This window comes from Leclercia barmai (genome assembly GCF_049312895.1).
GTDB lineage: Bacteria > Pseudomonadota > Gammaproteobacteria > Enterobacterales > Enterobacteriaceae > Enterobacter > Enterobacter barmai.
In genome coordinates this window covers 588,170-606,557 of sequence record NZ_JBMNWZ010000003.1, presented here as the reverse complement: position 1 = coordinate 606,557, position 18,388 = coordinate 588,170, and the positions used below count along the sequence as shown (strand labels likewise).

Below are 18,388 nucleotides of genomic sequence, written 5' to 3'. Positions count from 1 at the left end.
TGATGACAATTTCGGAGATACTTCAGTACTGCATGAACAAGCCAGGTGCGGAGCAAAGCGTGCACAGCGACTGGAAGGCCACCCAGATTAAGGTCGCAGATGTGCTGTTTGCGATGGTGAAAGATGTGGAGGGGCGTCCGGCGGCCTCGCTAAAAACCAGCCCTGAACTGGCGGATCTGCTGCGCCAGCAGCACAACGACGTGCGTCCCAGCAAGCACCTGAATAAAGCGCACTGGAGCACGGTCTATCTGGACGGGTCGATTCCGGATTCGCAGATTTACTATCTGGTGGATGCGTCTTACAAGCAGGCGGTAGAACTGCTGCCGGAGATGACCCGGCAGCAGCTGTCAGTGTAACTACATCAGAAGAGGTTTAAGGAAGCGGGCGGTGTGCGAGGCTTCGCACTCCGCGACGGTTTCCGGGGTGCCGGAAACCAGGATTTCGCCGCCACCGCTGCCGCCTTCCGGGCCGAGATCGACAATCCAGTCCGCGGTTTTAATCACGTCCAGGTTATGCTCAATCACCACGATGGTGTTGCCCTGATCGCGCAGCTGGTGCAGCACGTCAAGCAGCTGCTGGATATCGGCAAAGTGCAGACCGGTGGTCGGTTCATCCAGAATGTACAGCGTCTGACCGGTGCCGCGCTTGGAGAGCTCACGCGCCAGCTTCACGCGCTGCGCCTCCCCGCCCGACAGCGTGGTCGCCGACTGGCCCAGACGAATGTAGGTCAGACCGACATCCATCAGGGTCTGGAGCTTACGCGCCAGCGCCGGAACGGCATCAAAGAACTCGCGTGCTTCTTCGATGGTCATATCCAGCACTTCGTGAATGGTCTTGCCTTTGTACTTAATCTCCAGCGTTTCGCGGTTATAGCGCTTGCCTTTGCACTGGTCGCACGGCACGTAGATATCCGGCAGGAAGTGCATCTCAACTTTGATCACCCCATCGCCCTGACAGGCTTCGCAGCGTCCGCCGCGCACGTTAAAGCTGAAGCGGCCCGGCGTATAGCCGCGTGAACGCGATTCCGGCACGCCGGCAAAGAGTTCACGTACTGGCGTAAACACGCCGGTATAGGTGGCCGGGTTGGAGCGCGGGGTGCGACCAATCGGGCTCTGATCGATATCGATCACCTTGTCGAAATGCTCCAGGCCGTGGATCTCGCGATACGGCGCCGGTTCAGCCAGGGTTGCGCCGTTAAGCTGAGTCTGCGCAATCGGGAACAGGGTGTCGTTAATCAGCGTTGATTTACCGGAACCCGACACCCCGGTAATGCAGGTGAACAGGCCGACCGGCAGGGTGAGCGTGACGTCTTTCAGGTTGTTGCCGCGCGCGCCGGTCAGTTTCAGCACTTTTTCCGGGTCGGCAGGGACACGCTGTTTCGGCACTTCAATCTTCCGCTTGCCGCTCATGTACTGGCCGGTAAGGGATTCCGGTACCGCCATAATGGCGTCCAGAGGCCCTTCCGCCACCACCTCACCACCGTGGACGCCAGCGCCCGGACCGATGTCGATCACGTGGTCTGCCGCGCGGATGGCGTCTTCATCGTGCTCAACCACAATCACCGTGTTACCGAGGTTACGCAGGTGGATCAGCGTCCCGAGCAGGCGCTCGTTGTCGCGCTGGTGCAGACCGATAGAGGGTTCATCCAGCACGTACATGACGCCCACCAGACCCGCACCAATCTGGCTCGCCAGACGGATACGCTGGGCTTCGCCGCCGGAGAGCGTTTCTGCGGAGCGGGAAAGCGTCAGGTAGTTCAGGCCGACGTTGACCAGGAACTTGAGGCGATCGCCGATCTCTTTCAGCACTTTTTCGGCGATTTTCGCCCGCTGGCCGGAGAGCTTCAGGTTGTTGAAGAAGTCCATCGCGTGGCCGATGCTCATGTCTGAGATGGTCGGCAGCGGCGTGTTTTCCACATACACGTGACGCGCTTCGCGACGCAGGCGGGTGCCGTCACAGGTGGCGCAGGAGCGGTTGCTGATGAACTTCGCCAGCTCTTCACGCACCGCGCTGGATTCCGTCTCTTTGTAACGGCGCTCCATATTGTGCAGCACGCCTTCGAACGGATGACGGCGCACCGACGTATCGCCGCGATCGTTCATGTATTTGAACTCGATGTTCTCTTTGCCGGAACCGGACAGGATCACTTTGTGCACGGTTGGGCTCAGGCTGCCCCACGGCGCTTCGACGTCGAACTTATAGTGTTCCGCCAGCGACTTCAGCATCTGAAAATAGTAGAAGTTACGCTTATCCCAGCCGCGGATCGCGCCGCCAGCCAGCGACAGTTCCGGGTTCTGGATCACCCGGTCAGGATCGAAGTACTGCTGCACGCCCAGGCCATCACAGGTCGGGCAGGCACCCGCCGGGTTGTTGAACGAGAACAGACGCGGTTCCAGCTCGCGCATGCTGTAGCCGCAAATCGGGCAGGCGAAGTTGGCGGAGAAGAGCAGCTCTTCCGCTTTTGGGTCGTCCATATCGGCGACTACCGCCGTACCGCCGGAGAGATCCAGCGCGGTTTCGAAAGACTCCGCCAGGCGCTGGGTCATGTCGTCACGCACCTTGAAGCGGTCGATCACCACCTCGATAGTGTGTTTCTTTTGCAGCTCCAGCTTCGGCGGATCGGAGAGATCGCACACTTCGCCGTCGATACGGGCGCGGATATAACCCTGGCTTGCCAGGTTCTCCAGCGTTTTGGTGTGCTCGCCCTTACGCTCTTTAATGATTGGCGCCAGCAGCATCAGGCGTCGGCCTTCCGGCTGCGCCAGCACGTTATCCACCATCTGGCTGACGGTCTGCGCCGCCAGCGGGACGTCGTGGTCCGGGCAGCGCGGCTCGCCTACGCGGGCATACAGCAGACGCAGGTAGTCATGGATTTCGGTGATGGTACCGACGGTGGAGCGCGGGTTATGGGAGGTCGACTTCTGCTCAATAGAGATAGCCGGCGACAACCCTTCGATATGGTCGACGTCCGGTTTTTCCATCAGCGACAGGAACTGGCGCGCATAAGCAGAGAGCGATTCAACGTAACGACGCTGTCCTTCGGCATACAGCGTGTCGAAAGCCAGAGAGGATTTGCCTGAGCCTGACAGCCCGGTCACGACGATCAGTTTGTCGCGAGGGATGACGAGGTTGATATTCTTGAGATTGTGGGTGCGGGCGCCCCGAACTTCGATCTTATCCATTCACCTTTCCCGGTAGGTAGATACACGGAATGCCTGGTTTGTTTGAAGGACAACCGGCAGAAACGGCTAATTATGACACAAATTGAACTGGCTGGATATACAGTATTGGAATGCAAACTCTGATTAAGTGTGCAACAATGTACAGTTCGTGAGAACTCTGGAAGATGCTCCGCAACTATCGGAAGACCACGTGGAAATGGTACACTCGCGCGCTTACACTATTCAGAAATGTTTTCAGGAGACACGATCATGGCCAGCAGAGGCGTAAACAAGGTGATTCTCGTCGGTAATCTGGGCCAGGACCCGGAAGTACGCTATATGCCGAGTGGTGGTGCAGTGGCCAACATTACGCTGGCTACTTCCGAATCCTGGCGTGATAAAGCGACCGGTGAGATGAAAGAGCAGACCGAATGGCACCGCGTTGTGCTGTTTGGCAAACTGGCCGAGGTGGCCGGTGAGTATCTGCGTAAAGGTTCTCAGGTCTATATCGAAGGCCAGCTGCGTACCCGTAAATGGACCGATCAGTCCGGCGCAGAAAAATACACCACCGAAGTGGTGGTCAACGTCGGCGGCACCATGCAGATGCTGGGTGGCCGTCAGGGCGGCGGCGCACCGGCAGGTGGCGGCCAGCAGCAGCAGGGCGGTTGGGGTCAGCCTCAGCAGCCACAGGGCGGCAACCAGTTCAGCGGCGGCGCGCAGTCTCGTCCGCAGCAGCCGTCTGCGCCAGCGCAGTCCAACGAACCGCCAATGGATTTCGACGACGATATCCCGTTCTGATCGCCAGAACCTGCGATTCGCAAAAACAAAAAACCCAGACAAGCGTCTGGGTTTTTTTATATTCAGCGTAAATGCCCGCAGGCATCAGGTGTACATCATCGGCCAGTCCGGCGGGGTGTGGCTCATCGCCTCTACCATGATCGTTTTGACGTTATTCCAGACCGCAGCCATATCCAGCAGGGTAATGCCCAGCAGGCCGGTGGCAAACCAGCATGCCGCCGCCAGCCCCAGACAGGTGCTGATCACCGCCAGCGCCGCGTAATCTGATTTTTTAAACTGAATGTTCAGCGTGCTGGCCAGAAACATCAGCACAGCGCTCAACAACTCCCAGCGTGCAAGGACAACACCGGTGGTAATAGCTGCCATAAAACGATCCTCAAAGATAACCGCCGCCGGGTATAGCGCGACGTTGCCCGGACATGGCAAACTGGCTATCGGCAAGCTCAGACTCATCAAAATGAAACGATGTTTTGTGTTACATCGGAATGTGTGAACTATATCACACTTGTTCTTTTATTCGCCAGTGGGCAAACGCACGAAAAAAGCGTTTTTTAACCACTCTATAATTGTGGATATATCGCCAAAGAATATATCTTTAGTCTGCTAAGTGCCGTAGTCGCGATAACTTCATTGATAATTCATTGAGATAAGAAAACATGTACAGGCCACGGGGCGATGTACAATATTTACAGCCTCAGGGCTATAGATTATGCTTCATCCGGTTACTTAATTTGCCCGTAATAAATAAATCAGGTTTTAACTGGTTATTATTTTTCTGTACTTTTAATTTTACACACGCGTTCTTATTCGACAGGCCTACAGCCGCATTAATTGATGCTGACTGAATTACCCTGCACCCCTGATTTATTCGTTGCGACATTTTTTATCTCGTTAACGAGCTACGAATAAAACGATGAAGCAAGCAAATCGAGAGAATATAAATGACAGTGCACGGGCCCTGCACGCATTAGCTAAATTAATGCCAAAACTATCGTCGCAGCGGACCTTAATGGATCTCCTGCAGACGATTAATCATACCTTTGGCGCCCAGCTTAGTTGGGTAATGATGGAGGATGAAGCAGGCCAGCAGCAGTTTGTCAGTACTGGTGAATTAACATGTTATCCAACGGAAATTAAAGCCTTTCTCGCCAGCACGTTATTGCAGCGTCATCACCAGGCGTGGCGGGTAATCTGCTGGAAAGAAAATTCAGGCACGCTGATATTCCCTCCCACGCATCCGGGACATACGCAATTACAGTGCGGCGTGCTGTATAAATTGTCCCCGCAACATGACCCGTGCAACGGCTACTTCTTCCTCGGTTTTACGCAACCGCAAGAGAGCATCACCGTGCTGAAAGAGGTGGTGGTAATTCTGGTTGAAAAGCTGAAGGACTATCTGACCGGTCTCGTTGCCCGCGAGCGCACGGCCAAAGAGATGCAGCGAGTGATCACCCAGTATAAAACGCTGTTTGAACGGGCACCGGTGCTGATGAACTCGTTTGACCGGCACAGCCGCTGCGTATTATGGAATGCCGAGTGCGAAAAGGTATTTGGCTGGACGATGGCGGAAATCAACGCCCATACCGATCCGCTGGCGCTCTTTTATCCTGACCCTGAGGTGCGCCGCCGGGTGCGCGAGTCGGTCAATACCACGCCCCTGAACGACATGTACGAATGGCACCCGGTGCGAAGGGACGGCGTGCAGCTGACGATCCTCTGGTCGAACATCTCCCTGCCGGACGGCTCCATCCTTAATATCGGGCTCGATATTACCGCGCGTAAGAAAGCGGAGCAGCAGCTGCATATGAAGGCCACCACCGACGATCTGACGCGCTGCCTGAACCGCTTTGCCATCCTGCAGCAAATTGGCGCAGCGCTGGAGGCCTGCCGACGCGAGCAGGCCGACAGCCACTTCTCCGTTATGATGCTCGACCTGGATTTCTTCAAACAGATTAACGACAAGTGGGGTCATCTGGTGGGCGATGCCGCGCTGGTCCATTTTTGCGACTGCCTGCGGGCGCTGATGCCGCCGGGCTCGGCGTTGGGTCGGGTTGGCGGCGAGGAGTTTCTACTGCTGCTGCCCAAAACCCGCAGCGACGCGGCGGTGCAGCTCTCAATAGCGCTGCGCCAGGCACTCTCGCTTACGCCGCTTAAGGTCGGCAGCCGATCCTTAACCCTCTCTTTCAGCGCCGGCGTGGTGGAGGTGTGCGGAAAACCGCGCGACACCTCATCGCTACTCATTAGCGCAGATAAGGCACTTTACGATGCCAAGCGCGGCGGAAGAGGAAAAACTATCGTCGCGGTTGATTATTTATAAATCACTTTAATGAGGCTCACGGGATAAATAGCACAAAATTTCATGATGAAGTTGCGCTTCTTTCACTCTCCCGGTAGTTTGCCTTAATCAACAACGTTCTGTTGAGTAATCCGGGAGCCTGGCTTTGTCGTCCGATAATTATTTTTCTGAATAAAGACGAAACGAATACTTTCAGTTTGGCTTACGGACAAATATTATCGGCATAACTAAATATTAGGTTATTGGCGTTAAAAGTCAGTTGCTAACTTCGCATGATTCATGCAACGTAATCACCTGTTTAGCAAAGCATCCGGCCTTCATGACTACAGGCACATAAAAAGCAGGGATAATAGGGCGGAAATGAATCGTAACGCACGGGACAAGGTGCTGAAGATAGTCGGGGTTATCATGGTAGTTTTGCTACCTGTGATGCTTGCGCTATGGTTTGCTCAGCAACGCGCGGTCAACGAAACAAGCAGTCAACTTCGCTCATTTGCTGCCCTTGCTTTAGACAAAACTGAACTGGTTATTCAGCAGGTTGAACTGGCCCGTCATGAGGCGGAAAAATACTCGGGTGATATTTGCACACCGGAACACCGGCAATATATGTTAAATGTTGTCCGTGGACGACTCTACATTGCCGACCTGCTGTATGCCCAGGGTAAAGAGTTTCTCTGTTCAACGACCAGCACCCCTGAAAACCCCTATATAATTTCTGCTGCCAATTACCAACGCGCGCCTGACGTCTCTATCTATTATTATCGGGATACGCCGTTTTACGCGGGATATAAAATGACCTATATGCAGGTCGGTAATTATGTGGTGGTGGTTAATCCCCTGACCTATAGCGAAGTGATGTCATCAGACCGTTCCCTGGCATGGGGCGTATTTGACACGGTGAATAATGATTTTTTCTCTATCAGCGAACAGGCCAATGAGAATGAATTAAAAAAGCTGACTGGCGATAATGACGCTATTTTCCAGAACGAAGGCCGCTTTTACACCATCGTTCGCTCGGACAAACGTCCGATTGCCGCGATTGTTTCCACCACCAGTCAGCGCTTTTATGAAGTGCTTTATCATCAGGCAACATTAACTCTGCCGCTGGGGATGATCAGCAGCATTATTATTTTACTGATGTGGTCGCGAACGCGACGCGAATTTAATTCGCCGGGTCGCTTATTGCATCGGGCACTAAATAAGAGACAGCTTTGTCTGCATTACCAGCCGATTATCGACATCAAAACCAATGAGTGTGTAGGGGCAGAAGCGCTGTTACGCTGGCCGGGGTTTAACGGCCCGGTAATGAGTCCGGTAGAGTTTATCCCGCTGGCAGAAAAAGAGGGGATGAGTGAACGCATCACCGACTACGTCGTAGAAGAAGTATTCAACGACCTGGGCCATTTCCTGGCCTGTAACCCGCATCTCTATATCTCCATTAACCTCTCGGCGACGGACTTCCACTCTTCACGCCTGATTGCGATGATCACCGATAAGGCCCGGCACTACAACGTGCGGGCGCAGCAAATTAAGATCGAAGTAACGGAGCGCGGTTTTATCGACGTCCCCAAAACCACGCCGGTGATTCAGGCCTTCCGCCAGGCGGGATACGAAGTAGCGATTGATGATTTTGGTACCGGCTATTCCAACCTGCACAACCTCTACTCGCTGAACGTGGACATCCTGAAGATCGACAAGACCTTTATCGATACGCTGACCACCAACAGCACCAGCCATCTCATCGTCGAGCACATTATCGAAATGGCCCAGAGCCTGCGCCTGAAAACCATCGCGGAAGGGGTGGAAACCGTTGAGCAGGTAATGTGGCTGAACAAGCGCGGCGTGCAGTATTGCCAGGGCTGGCACTTTGCCAGGGCGATGTCACCGCAGGATTTCATGACCTGGCAACATCAGCCCGTCGCGGCAGCCCTTGCCCATAGCCACTAGTTGAGCTGATGGCGATAGTCGCTGGGGGTGCGATCAAACTCGCGGCGGAAGACGCGGGAGAAGGTCTGCTGGGAGACATAGCCTAAATCCATCGCGATATCAAAAATGGGCCGCTGGGTGGTGCGTAGCGCCTGGGCAGCCAGCAATAATCTGCGCTGACGAATGTACTCGCCCAGCGTCTGGTGCATGACCGCGCGGAACATTCTCTGTAAATACCACTTCGAGTAACCCGACTTCTTAGCCACCACATCGATACTCAAAGGTTGATCGATATGGTCATCCATCCATTCAATAAGTGTCTGAATAATTTGTTGATGCGACATAGAGTAGCCTCTCTCTGGATACACCTGTATCGGTTGATTCGTGGTTTTGTCTGCGGGCGAGTATAATTCCTCAAGTTAACTTGAGGTAAAGAGGTTTTATGGAAAAGAAATTACCGCGGATTAAACCGCTGCTGTCCCCGGGCGAGGTGGCAAGGCGTAGCGGCGTGGCGGTCTCCGCACTGCATTTCTATGAAAGCAAAGGGTTAATTAAGAGCATCCGCAACACCGGCAACCAGCGGCGCTATACCCGCGACGTGCTGCGCTATGTCGCCATCATTAAGATCGCCCAGCGCATTGGCATTCCGCTGGCGACCATCGGCGAGGCGTTCGGCATTTTGCCGGAGGGGCATACCCTGAGTGCGAAGGAGTGGAAAGCCTTGTCCTCCCAGTGGCGCGATGAGCTGGACCGGCGTATTCATACCCTGGTGGCGCTGCGTGATGAACTTGACGGCTGCATCGGCTGCGGATGCCTGTCGCGCAGCGACTGCCCGCTGCGTAACCCGGGGGATAAGCTGGGCGAGCAGGGAACCGGCGCGCGACTGCTGGAAGAGGATTAGCCCGGCGCATAAAAAACTAAAGCGCCACAACAGGGCGCTTTAGTTTATTCCCGGTCTTTGTCTTTCTCTCTATCCCGCTGGTTCACAGGAGGGTTTCCCCCGACATCAACACCCCTCAGTCGAGCATCTGGTGGAGGTTCCGGTTTGTGCTGACAATTTAAGTCTAGGCCGCAGCATCAGGTTTTCCAGCCTCATCGCGCAAAATCTCGGCAAAATTTTTTCGCCGGGTTGTGCAATTTTCTATAGTTAGTGAGTACATCTAACTGGAGATAACGATGATCACGGTCCACCACCTCAATCAGTCCCGATCGCAGCGCGTGCTCTGGGCGCTGGAAGAGCTCTCTCTGCCTTACCAGATCGTTCGTTATCAGCGCGATAAAACCATGATGGCCCCCGCCACGCTGCGCAAAGTCCATCCGCTGGGGAAATCCCCGGTGCTGGAGGACAACGGCCTGATCCTGGCGGAATCGGGCGCTATCCTCGAATATTTGCAGGAGACTTACGACCACGGTTCTCAGTTAAAGCCGCAGGATCGCGAGCTGCAGCTGCAATACCGTTTCTGGCTCCATTACGCGGAAGGCTCGCTGATGCCGCTGCTGCTGATGAAGCTGGTCTTTGCCAGCCTCGGTAAACCGCCCATCCCGTTTGGCCTGCGTTCGCTTGGCAAGGTGCTGGGGCAGGGGGTGCAGAAGGCGTATCTCAACCGTCAGCTGGAAACCCACGCCCGTTTTCTGGAGTCCTCAGTTGCGGATCACCGCTGGTTCGCCGGGGATCATCTCAGCATGGCGGACGTGCAGATGAGCTTTCCCGTTTTCGCCCTGCTTGAACGTGGCGGTATAGAGGATCTGCCTCGCCTGCAAGCCTGGAAGAAAAACGTCGAAATGCGTCCCGCCTGGCAGCGGGCAATCCAGCAGGGCGGTCCGTTCGAAATCCCTGGCGAACCATGAAAATGTTATCAAATTGCGCATTCACGATAACGTTTGCGCATACTCTGCTCACTTCTTCACCGCCTCGCACGTAATTTGGCGAAAAACGTCAAAGTTAAGTTGAAAAGGCCCGCGTTTAGACCGGATAATCGTTTGCCTTCATTTTTACACCCGTTTTGTCAGCGCAAAGCTAAACGTTTGCTTTTTTTATGACGCCCCTATTTGTCATAAACGCAGCACATGGATATGACGTTTTGCTGGTCGTGGAGTGTCCGTCACGCTGACAGACGACAATTATAATTTTCAGGGGATGTTTTCTATGTCTACGCCATCTGCGCGTACCGGCGGTTCACTCGACGCCTTCTTTAAAATTTCTGCCCGCGGCAGTACCCCACGTCAGGAGATCGTTGCCGGTCTGACGACCTTCCTGGCCATGGTCTACTCGGTGATCGTCGTGCCGGGCATGCTGGGCAAAGCCGGTTTCCCACCGGCGGCAGTCTTTGTCGCTACCTGTCTGGTTGCCGGTGTCGGCTCTATCGTGATGGGTCTGTGGGCTAACCTGCCGCTGGCGATCGGCTGTGCTATCTCGCTGACTGCCTTCACCGCTTTCAGCCTGGTGCTGGGCCAGCAGATCAGCGTCCCGGTTGCGCTGGGCGCCGTGTTCCTGATGGGTGTGCTCTTTACCATCATCTCTGCCACCGGTATCCGCAGCTGGATCCTCCGCAATCTGCCGCAGGGCGTTGCGCACGGAACGGGGATCGGTATCGGCCTGTTCCTGCTGCTGATTGCCGCTAACGGCGTGGGCCTGGTTATCAAAAACCCGCTGGACGGTCTGCCGGTTGCGCTGGGTAATTTCGCCAGCTTCCCGGTGATCATGTCGCTGATTGGCCTCGCGGTCATCATCGGTCTGGAAAAACTGAAAGTGCCGGGCGGCATCCTGCTGACCATCATTGGCGTCTCCATTGTCGGCCTGATTTTCGATCCTGCCGTGCACTTCTCCGGTGTGTTCGCGATGCCTTCCCTGAGTGACGAAAACGGCAAATCGCTGATCGGCAGCCTGGATATCATGGGCGCGCTGAATCCGGTGGTGCTGCCAAGCGTGCTGGCGCTGGTGATGACTGCGGTCTTCGATGCCACCGGCACCATCCGCGCGGTAGCCGGTCAGGCTAACCTGCTGGATAAAGATGGTCAGATTATCGATGGCGGCAAAGCGCTGACCACTGACTCCCTGAGCAGCGTCTTCTCGGGCCTGGTGGGTGCAGCCCCGGCGGCGGTATACATCGAATCGGCGGCGGGTACAGCGGCAGGCGGTAAAACCGGTCTGACGGCTGTCACCATTGGCGTGCTGTTCCTGCTGATCCTGTTCCTTGCTCCGCTCTCATATCTGGTGCCGGCCTACGCCACCGCCCCTGCGCTGATGTACGTTGGCCTGCTGATGCTGAGCAACGTGGCGAAAATTGATTTTGCCGATTTCGTCGACGCGATGGCTGGCCTCATCACGGCGGTCTTCATCGTGCTGACCTGTAACATCGTTACCGGCATCATGATCGGTTTCGCCTCCCTGGTGATTGGCCGTGTGGTTTCAGGCGAATGGCGCAAGCTGAACATCGGTACGGTGGTGATTGCCGTCGCGCTGGTGGCGTTCTACGCGGGCGGCTGGGCGATCTAAGCTGTCAACTGCATAAAAAGACGGGTGGCTCAGGCCGCCCGTTTTTATTTTCAGAACACATCTCGTTGTCTTATGCGTTACTCTGGGAAAGGTACATTAAGGCAAGATGCCCATGGCCTAAACGAACCGAATCATCGCAAACAGGGAACGCATGGAAATTTTCTTCACAATACTCATCATGACCCTTGTGGTCTCACTTTCCGGGGTAGTCACCCGCGTACTGCCCTTTCAGCTACCGCTGCCGCTCATGCAGATTGCCATCGGTGCTCTGCTGGCGTGGCCGACGTTCGGATTGCATGTCGAGTTTGATCCGGAACTGTTTCTGGTGCTGTTTATTCCTCCTTTGCTGTTTGCCGACGGCTGGAAAACGCCCACGCGCGAGTTTCTCGAACACGGGCGCGAGATCTTCGGCCTGGCGCTGGCGCTGGTGGTTGTCACCGTGGTGGGGATCGGTTTTCTCATCTACTGGGTGGTCCCGGGTATCCCGCTGATACCTGCCTTTGCGCTGGCGGCGGTGCTGTCGCCAACCGATGCCGTGGCGCTGTCCGGCATCGTCGGTGAAGGACGGATGCCGAAAAAAATCATGGGGATTTTGCAGGGCGAGGCGCTGATGAACGACGCCTCCGGCCTGGTGGCCCTGAAGTTTGCCGTCGCCGTGGCGATGGGCACGATGATCTTTACCGTCGGCGGCGCTACCGTCGAGTTCTTCAAAGTGGCAATCGGCGGCATCCTCGCCGGGTTTGTGGTGAGCTGGCTGTACGGCCGTTCGCTGCGCTTCCTCAGCCGCTGGGGCGGCGATGAACCCGCTACGCAGATTGTCCTGCTGTTCCTGCTGCCGTTCGCCTCTTATCTGATTGCGGAACATATTGGCGTGTCGGGCATTCTGGCCGCGGTGGCGGCGGGGATGACCATCACCCGTTCCGGCGTGATGCGTACCGCGCCGCTGGCGATGCGCCTGCGCGCCAACAGCACCTGGGCGATGCTGGAGTTTGTCTTTAACGGCATGGTGTTCCTGCTGTTGGGCCTGCAGCTGCCGGGCATTCTCGAATCCTCGCTGGTGGCGGCAGAGGCCGACCCGAACGTCGAAACCTGGATGCTGTTTGCCGACATCGTGCTGATTTACGCCGCGCTGATGCTGGTGCGCTTCGGCTGGCTGTGGACGATGAAAAACTTCAGCGTGCGTTTCCTGAAAAAGAAACCGATGGAGTTTGGCTCCTGGACCACGCGCGAGCTGTTGATCTCGACCTTTGCGGGTGTGCGTGGGGCGATCACCCTGGCGGGTGTGCTCTCCATTCCGCTGCTGCTGCCGACCGGCGACGTCTTCCCGGCGCGCTACGAGCTGGTGTTCCTGGCGGCGGGGGTGATCCTGTTCTCGCTGTTTGTCGGCGTGGTGATGCTGCCGATCCTGATGCAACACATGGAGGTGGCCGACCACGTCCAGCAGCATAAAGAGGCGCGCATTGCCCGGGCAGCGACCGCTGAGGTGGCGATTGTCACCATTCAGAAGATGGAGGAGCGTCTGGCGGCCGATACCGAAGAGAACATCGATACCCAGCTACTGAAAGAGGTGAGCTCGCGGGTGATTGGTAACCTGCGCCGCCGTGCGGATGGCCGCAATGACGTTGAGAGCTCGCTGCAGGAGGAGAACCTCGAACGCCGCTTCCGCCTGGCCGCGCTGCGCGCTGAACGCGCGGAGCTGTACCACCTGCGCGCCACCCGGGAGATCAGCAACGAGACGCTGCAAAAACTGCTGCACGATCTCGATTTGATGGAAGCATTGCTGATAGAGAAGCAGTAGCCGCGAATACCCCTCACCCTGACCCTCTCCCCATAGGGGAGAGGGGATAATCGGGCACGGTGCGGCTTTTTTCCCTCTCCCCTATGGGGAGAGGGCTAGGGTGAGGGGGCCCAAAACCCCTCACAACATTTCAACCACGCCTGGGCGCTGTGCGACAGGTACACCCCTTCCCGCCAGATCATCCCCAGCTGCCAGTGCAGATCGCTCTGCAGGGGGATCCAGCGCAGCGTGTTTTTATCCAGTCGCTCGCAGATGGGCTGGGGCAATATCGCGATCCCGACTCCCGCCTGCACCATCGCCGCCAGAAAATCCCACTGCCCGCTGCGCACCGCGATGCGCGGCTTGACGCCGTGCTGGTTGAACAGCTGCATCAGCTGGCGGCTGAGGGCAAAATCTTCGTTGTAGATCAGCAAAGGATGCTCTGCCAGCAGTTCAGGATTGATGGCGTCAAGCTTCAGCCAGCTGCCGGAGCGCGGCACCAGCACGCACAGCGGATGGCTGAACAGCGGCAGGGCGGTCAGGCCGCTATCCTCCTCCACCGGCAGGGCGGTCATCGCCAGATCCAGCTCGCCGTTGATCACCGCCTGCTGGACGGTTAAGCCGCCAAATTCAGAAATTTTCAGCTCCACGCCGGGATAGCGCTGGCGAAACAGGCTGATGGGCCCGGCCATCATCATGCCCACCATCGGCGGAATGCCGAGGCGCAGGACGCCTTTGTTCAGGTGGTTGATGTCGCCAAGCTCCGCCTCCAGCTGGCGAAACTCCGCCAGGATCGCCAGCCCGCGCTCAAACACCACGCGCCCGGTGTCGGTTAAGAGCAGCTTGCGGCCGTCGCGGATCAGCAGGGTACAGTTCAGTTCATCTTCGAGGTTTTTTAGCATTTTGCTGATGGTGGGCTGGGTAACAAAGAGCTTCTCCGCGGCGCGGGTAAAACTCTGCTGGCGGACCACTTCGACAAAGTAACGCAACGTGCGTATGTCCATGACTATTCCTCGAAACTATACCTTTGATGATTTTAATTCATTTCAGTGAATTACGGGCGCTGACTATACTGGCGCTTCATCTCATTTTGAGGAAATCTCCCATGACCGTGGCGCTAAGTCGCGTTACGCCTGCCGTCGTGCAACGACTCCAGGTACCGGTTCAGGTACTGCTTTATGCGGGTCTGTTTGTCTTCGCTGAATATCTTGTGAGCTGGCTGCACCTGCCGCTGCCGGCCAATCTGGTCGGGATGGTGCTGATGTTCAGCCTGATCCTCTGTCGCGTTATTCCTCTCAACTGGGTGCGGGCGGGCTCGCGCTGGCTGCTGGCCGAGATGCTGCTGTTTTTCGTTCCGGCGGTGGTGGCGGTGGTCAATTACGTCCAGCTGCTGATGGTGGATGGCTGGCGCATCTTTGCGGTGATCGCCCTGAGCACCCTGATGGTGCTGGGTGCGACCGCGTGGGTGGTGGATAAAGTGTACCGCTTCGAAATCAGCAGGCAGAAACATGACTAACTTTCAGGTCAGCGTCCTCTGCCTGGTGGTGACGCTGGCGATCTACTTCGCCAACAAACGCCTCTATCGCCGCTTTCGCAAACTGCCTCTGATGCCGCTGGTTTTCACGCCGATTTTGCTGGTGATGATGCTGGTGTGGGGCCATATCTCCTGGCAGAACTATATCGGTGAAGCGCACTGGCTGCTGTGGCTGCTGGGCCCGGCGACCATCGCCTTTGCGGTGCCGGTGTACGACAATCTCGCGGTGATCAAACGCCACTGGATGTCGCTCTCCGCCGGGGTGATCACCGCCACGGTGGTGGCCGTCACCAGCTCCGTCTGGCTGGCGCGGTTATTTACCCTGTCGGATGAGATCCAGCGCAGCCTGGCGGTACGCTCCGTCACCACGCCGTTTGCTCTGGCGGCGGCAAAACCGCTCGGCGGACAGCCGGATCTGGTGGCGCTGTTCGTGGTGGTGACCGGGGTGTTTGGCATGGCGGTAGGGGACATGCTTTTTCTGCGCCTCTCCATCCGCGAAGGGATGGCGAAAGGGGCCGGATTTGGCGCGGCATCCCACGGCGCAGGCACTGCCCGCTCTTACGAGCTGGGCCAGCAGGAGGGCGTTGTCGCCAGCCTGGTGATGATGCTCTCCGGCGTGGTGATGGTGCTGGTGGCACCATTGGTGGGCTGGTTGATGTTCTGAGACTTTTATTGCCGGGTGGCGCTGCGCTTACCCGGCCTACAGAACCGTAGGCCCGTGCAAGCGCAGCGCCGCCGGGCAATACGCTAACGGTTAAGTCTGCGCACAATCCGCTCCACCTTCTGGCGGAAATCCGCCGCGATCTGGGCGGGCTGCTGACCCTGCTCCAGCTTTTCCCGCGCCGAGGTGAACTGGTCGATCACCTGCAAATCTTCGATGTAGGGCGTGGCGACGACCGTGGTGTGCAGGGACTGCGCCTGACGCAGGCCCGCAATTACCGGATCGCTCGGGTCAATCACCCCTTTCTCCGTAAGCTGCGTTTTTGCCGCCTTGTTGAGCGGAATGCCCCGCTCCAGCCCCAGGGCTTGCACCGACTGCGGATCGTTGAGCAGGTAGTTCACCAGAATGGCCGCCTCTTTCGGGTGTTTAGTGGATTTCGCCACCGACAGCATCTGCGCCGTTTTGAAGTACACCCCGGACTCCTGCGTGCCGGGCTGCATCACGTAGTCGCCCAGCACCAGCTTCGCCGGTGGCGTCATGTTGTTAGCAAACATGCGGATGGTGATGTTCCAGGTGAACAGGCCGCCCCACTCGCCGTTGATCCACGGCTTCATCTCATAGAGGTTGCCCTTGCCGTAGGAGGAGAGGGTTTTTGGCGACGGCAGAATGTGGTCGTCGCTCAGGCGCTTCACAAAGCCGAAGGCCTCGACCCACTGGGCGTCGTTCCAGGCGAAGGTGCCGTCGCTGTTGAACATCGGCTTCTGATGGATCTGCATCATGTATGCATTGAGCAGCAGAATGACATCCTGATCGACCATGGCGTAGGGGTAGTAGCCGTTGCCCAGCTTCTGCTGGAAGATCTTCCCGGCGGCAAAGAAGTCGTCCCAGGTTTTCGGATACGCCAGCCCGGCTTTTTGCCAGGTGACGTCGTTGTAGTAAAAGACCGGAGCGTTAACCGAAATCGGCAGGCCGTTGAGCTTGCCTTTCACCGTGGTCGACTGCAGATCCTGCGCCTGATACTGGCTTAAATCGAGCTCCGCTTTCAGCTTATCCAGGTCGTAATAGCCTTCGCCGTTTTTGGAAAAAATAATCAGCCACGGCCAGTTGGTCTGCATCACATCCGGCTCGGTGCCGCTCGCCATCTGGGTGGTCAGGCGCGAAAGATGTCCGTCCCAGCCGGTGTACTCGGCCTTCACTTTGATCTCCGGATGGGCTTTTTCAAAGGCTTCCAGCGCCTTTAATGTGGCCTGGTGACGGCTGTTGCCACCCCACCACGACATGCGTAATTCAACGGGCGACTGCGCCCAGACAGAGGTACAGGAAAATAACAGCGATGCGATGACACCTGACAGGAGTTTATTCATTATTTTTCTCCGGGACTTTTATTCGTAAACAGGTGAGTAACGGCGCAGCCTTCTGCCGCGCCTTTGTCATGCTCTTAACGTTTCGTCAGACGGGAAACCAGCTCAAACTCCTTGAAGTTCACCGGGCGCTGCTGCTGCATGGAGAGGTTGCCCGCAATCCCGGTAAGGATGGACATGGCACCGGCGCGATGGTCGGCCGCGCGCTGGAGCGGATCCTCTCCCGGCGTGCCAAACAGGTCGGCCAGCATGGCGTTGTCGCCGCCACCGTGGCCCCCTTCGCCTAGGCTGAACTCTGCCTTCCAGGGGTCGGCGAACATCGGGAAGACGGTGAGATCGCACTGCTCGAGGCTGCCCTCGTTTTCCCGTTCGCCCCCGGCGTTGACGTAGGACTTCTCGACGATTTTCATCTCCAGTCGCCCTTCGGTGCCGTTAAAGACCACGTTCAGCCCTTCCCACGGCAGATAGGCGTTGAGGGAGTAGGTGAGCTGGACCTGGTTCTGGTATTTCACCAGCACCGACAGGGTGTCTTCGATGGTGATCCCGTCGCTGAACACGCTCTGGTCGCGGAAGTAGTTATCTTCATGCTCGGCGTCCAGATAGAGCGCCTTAAGCTGGGCGTTCTCTGCCATATTCAGCGCAAAAGGATCGTCTTTGGCTTCGGCAAAGCCGTGGGCGCGCGGGTAGAACTGCGTCACGCCGCGCTGCTCAGCATTCTCCCTGCCGTAGAACTGCAGGCTGCCCTCGGCGTAAACCCGCTCCGGGTAGCTGCCGAGCCAGAAGTTCATCAGGTCGAAGTGGTGGGTGGATTTATGCACCAGCAGGCCGCCGCTGTTGCGTTTTTCCCGGTGCCAGCGGCGGAAGTAGTCAGCGCCGTGTTCGGTGTTGAGCAGCCACTCAAAGTGAACGGAGGTCACCTTGCCAATGACTCCCTGCATCAGCAGTTCACGCACTTTGCTGTGGTGCGGGGCGTAGCGGTAGTTGAAGGCCACGCGCACGGTGCGGCCGGTCTCTTCGATGGCGTCGAGAATGCGCAGGGCGCGCTGCTCGTCGATGGTCATCGGCTTTTCAGTGATCACATCGCATCCGGCGTGCAGCGCGCGCACGATGTAGTCATCGTGGGTGCGGTCCATGGTGGTGACAATAACCACATCGGGACGCGTCTCGCGGATCATCTCTTCAAACTGGGTTGCCTGCCAGGTGGAAACCGGTGCTGCCCCTTCGTTTTTTAATAACTGGTTGGCGTAGTGCATGCGCGTCTTGTTAGTATCACAGAACGCGACCAGTCTGGCATTTTCCCGCCAGGCGCCACCGATGGCGGAAATATATAAACCCGCGCGACCGCCGGTTCCGACCAGAGCATATTTTTTCATGGCAT

General features: G+C 57.0%; 16 protein-coding genes. 10 read left to right on the top strand and 6 right to left on the bottom strand.

What is annotated here, in order from left to right:
- Positions 1-2 precede the first annotated feature (2 nt).
- A complete protein-coding gene (locus ACOYA6_RS15515) occupies positions 3-356 on the top strand; it encodes an MmcQ/YjbR family DNA-binding protein (RefSeq protein ID WP_039031945.1) in 354 nt (117 codons plus the stop codon).
- Here the strand turns inward: ACOYA6_RS15515 and uvrA are convergent, their stop codons facing one another.
- Positions 357-3,182, bottom strand: coding sequence for an excinuclease ABC subunit UvrA (gene uvrA / locus ACOYA6_RS15510; protein ID WP_422654962.1), 2,826 nt, complete (start codon positions 3,180-3,182; stop codon positions 357-359).
- A 249-nt stretch (positions 3,183-3,431) separates the two neighbouring features.
- Here uvrA and ssb1 point away from each other — a divergent pair, with 249 nt between their 5' ends.
- Positions 3,432-3,959 (top strand): single-stranded DNA-binding protein SSB1, encoded by a 528-nt coding sequence (ssb1, locus tag ACOYA6_RS15505; protein ID WP_039031947.1) that lies wholly within the window; start codon positions 3,432-3,434, stop codon positions 3,957-3,959.
- 84 nt (positions 3,960-4,043) lie between these two features.
- Here ssb1 and ACOYA6_RS15500 read toward each other — a convergent pair whose 3' ends face one another.
- Positions 4,044-4,325, bottom strand: coding sequence for a YjcB family protein (locus ACOYA6_RS15500; protein ID WP_039031948.1), 282 nt, complete (start codon positions 4,323-4,325; stop codon positions 4,044-4,046).
- Positions 4,326-4,872: 547 nt separating this feature from the next.
- Here ACOYA6_RS15500 and ACOYA6_RS15495 point away from each other — a divergent pair.
- Together ACOYA6_RS15495 and ACOYA6_RS15490 are read left to right on the top strand one after the other, a co-directional pair.
- Entirely contained in the window at positions 4,873-6,276 is a 1,404-nt protein-coding gene (locus ACOYA6_RS15495) for a diguanylate cyclase (protein ID WP_422654961.1), read from the top strand.
- Between the two features lie 339 nt (positions 6,277-6,615).
- Positions 6,616-8,202 carry an EAL domain-containing protein gene (locus ACOYA6_RS15490; protein WP_039031950.1) on the top strand — a complete coding sequence of 529 codons (1,587 nt, stop codon included), beginning with the start codon at positions 6,616-6,618 and terminating at the stop codon, positions 8,200-8,202.
- Here the strand turns inward: ACOYA6_RS15490 and soxS are convergent.
- Positions 8,199-8,525 (bottom strand): superoxide response transcriptional regulator SoxS, encoded by a 327-nt coding sequence (gene soxS / locus ACOYA6_RS15485; protein WP_039031951.1) that lies wholly within the window; start codon positions 8,523-8,525, stop codon positions 8,199-8,201. The two genes, ACOYA6_RS15490 and soxS, sit on opposite strands and share 4 nt — an antisense overlap.
- 98 nt (positions 8,526-8,623) lie before the next feature.
- Between soxS and soxR the strand changes: the two genes are divergently transcribed.
- From soxR to ACOYA6_RS15465, 4 genes are all read left to right on the top strand, one after another.
- On the top strand, positions 8,624-9,082 hold the full coding sequence (gene soxR, locus ACOYA6_RS15480; RefSeq protein WP_039031952.1) for a redox-sensitive transcriptional activator SoxR: 459 nt from the start codon (positions 8,624-8,626) through the stop codon (positions 9,080-9,082).
- A 275-nt stretch (positions 9,083-9,357) separates the two neighbouring features.
- Positions 9,358-10,029, top strand: a complete 672-nt coding sequence (locus ACOYA6_RS15475; RefSeq protein WP_422654960.1) for a glutathione S-transferase family protein — start codon at positions 9,358-9,360, stop codon at positions 10,027-10,029.
- A gap of 298 nt (positions 10,030-10,327) precedes the next feature.
- Complete coding sequence (gene ghxP, locus ACOYA6_RS15470) at positions 10,328-11,677, top strand: guanine/hypoxanthine transporter GhxP (RefSeq protein ID WP_039031954.1); 1,350 nt, start codon at positions 10,328-10,330, stop codon at positions 11,675-11,677.
- A gap of 151 nt (positions 11,678-11,828) precedes the next feature.
- Positions 11,829-13,475, top strand: coding sequence for a Na+/H+ antiporter (locus ACOYA6_RS15465; RefSeq protein WP_039031955.1), 1,647 nt, complete (start codon positions 11,829-11,831; stop codon positions 13,473-13,475).
- A 95-nt stretch (positions 13,476-13,570) separates the two neighbouring features.
- Here the strand turns inward: ACOYA6_RS15465 and ACOYA6_RS15460 are convergent, their stop codons facing one another.
- On the bottom strand, positions 13,571-14,458 hold the full coding sequence (locus ACOYA6_RS15460) for a LysR family transcriptional regulator (protein WP_039031956.1): 888 nt from the start codon (positions 14,456-14,458) through the stop codon (positions 13,571-13,573).
- A gap of 101 nt (positions 14,459-14,559) precedes the next feature.
- Between ACOYA6_RS15460 and ACOYA6_RS15455 the strand changes: the two genes are divergently transcribed.
- Complete coding sequence (locus ACOYA6_RS15455) at positions 14,560-14,970, top strand: CidA/LrgA family protein (protein ID WP_138370033.1); 411 nt, start codon at positions 14,560-14,562, stop codon at positions 14,968-14,970.
- The gene (locus tag ACOYA6_RS15450) at positions 14,963-15,652 is read left to right on the top strand and encodes an LrgB family protein (RefSeq protein ID WP_039031958.1); all 690 of its coding nucleotides are present in this window, start codon (positions 14,963-14,965) and stop codon (positions 15,650-15,652) included. The genes ACOYA6_RS15455 and ACOYA6_RS15450 overlap by 8 nt, the downstream gene beginning before the upstream one ends.
- A gap of 83 nt (positions 15,653-15,735) precedes the next feature.
- Here the strand turns inward: ACOYA6_RS15450 and ACOYA6_RS15445 are convergent, their stop codons facing one another.
- Both ACOYA6_RS15445 and ACOYA6_RS15440 read right to left on the bottom strand, forming a co-directional pair.
- Positions 15,736-17,016, bottom strand: a complete 1,281-nt coding sequence (locus tag ACOYA6_RS15445) for an ABC transporter substrate-binding protein (RefSeq protein WP_422654981.1) — start codon at positions 17,014-17,016, stop codon at positions 15,736-15,738.
- A gap of 71 nt (positions 17,017-17,087) precedes the next feature.
- Positions 17,088-18,383 (bottom strand): Gfo/Idh/MocA family protein, encoded by a 1,296-nt coding sequence (locus tag ACOYA6_RS15440; protein WP_422654959.1) that lies wholly within the window; start codon positions 18,381-18,383, stop codon positions 17,088-17,090.
- Positions 18,384-18,388: the final 5 nt, after the last annotated feature.

Bases quoted from the DNA above. Each gene is read 5' to 3' on its own strand.
- ACOYA6_RS15515 (WP_039031945.1), top strand. From the start codon at position 3: ATGACAATTTCGGAGATACTTCAGTACTGCATGAACAAGCCAGGTGCG.
- uvrA (WP_422654962.1), bottom strand. From the start codon at position 3,182: ATGGATAAGATCGAAGTTCGGGGCGCCCGCACCCACAATCTCAAGAAT.
- ssb1 (WP_039031947.1), top strand. From the start codon at position 3,432: ATGGCCAGCAGAGGCGTAAACAAGGTGATTCTCGTCGGTAATCTGGGC.
- ACOYA6_RS15500 (WP_039031948.1), bottom strand. From the start codon at position 4,325: ATGGCAGCTATTACCACCGGTGTTGTCCTTGCACGCTGGGAGTTGTTG.
- ACOYA6_RS15495 (WP_422654961.1), top strand. From the start codon at position 4,873: ATGAAGCAAGCAAATCGAGAGAATATAAATGACAGTGCACGGGCCCTG.
- ACOYA6_RS15490 (WP_039031950.1), top strand. From the start codon at position 6,616: ATGAATCGTAACGCACGGGACAAGGTGCTGAAGATAGTCGGGGTTATC.
- soxS (WP_039031951.1), bottom strand. From the start codon at position 8,525: ATGTCGCATCAACAAATTATTCAGACACTTATTGAATGGATGGATGAC.
- soxR (WP_039031952.1), top strand. From the start codon at position 8,624: ATGGAAAAGAAATTACCGCGGATTAAACCGCTGCTGTCCCCGGGCGAG.
- ACOYA6_RS15475 (WP_422654960.1), top strand. From the start codon at position 9,358: ATGATCACGGTCCACCACCTCAATCAGTCCCGATCGCAGCGCGTGCTC.
- ghxP (WP_039031954.1), top strand. From the start codon at position 10,328: ATGTCTACGCCATCTGCGCGTACCGGCGGTTCACTCGACGCCTTCTTT.
- ACOYA6_RS15465 (WP_039031955.1), top strand. From the start codon at position 11,829: ATGGAAATTTTCTTCACAATACTCATCATGACCCTTGTGGTCTCACTT.
- ACOYA6_RS15460 (WP_039031956.1), bottom strand. From the start codon at position 14,458: ATGGACATACGCACGTTGCGTTACTTTGTCGAAGTGGTCCGCCAGCAG.
- ACOYA6_RS15455 (WP_138370033.1), top strand. From the start codon at position 14,560: ATGACCGTGGCGCTAAGTCGCGTTACGCCTGCCGTCGTGCAACGACTC.
- ACOYA6_RS15450 (WP_039031958.1), top strand. From the start codon at position 14,963: ATGACTAACTTTCAGGTCAGCGTCCTCTGCCTGGTGGTGACGCTGGCG.
- ACOYA6_RS15440 (WP_422654959.1), bottom strand. From the start codon at position 18,383: ATGAAAAAATATGCTCTGGTCGGAACCGGCGGTCGCGCGGGTTTATAT.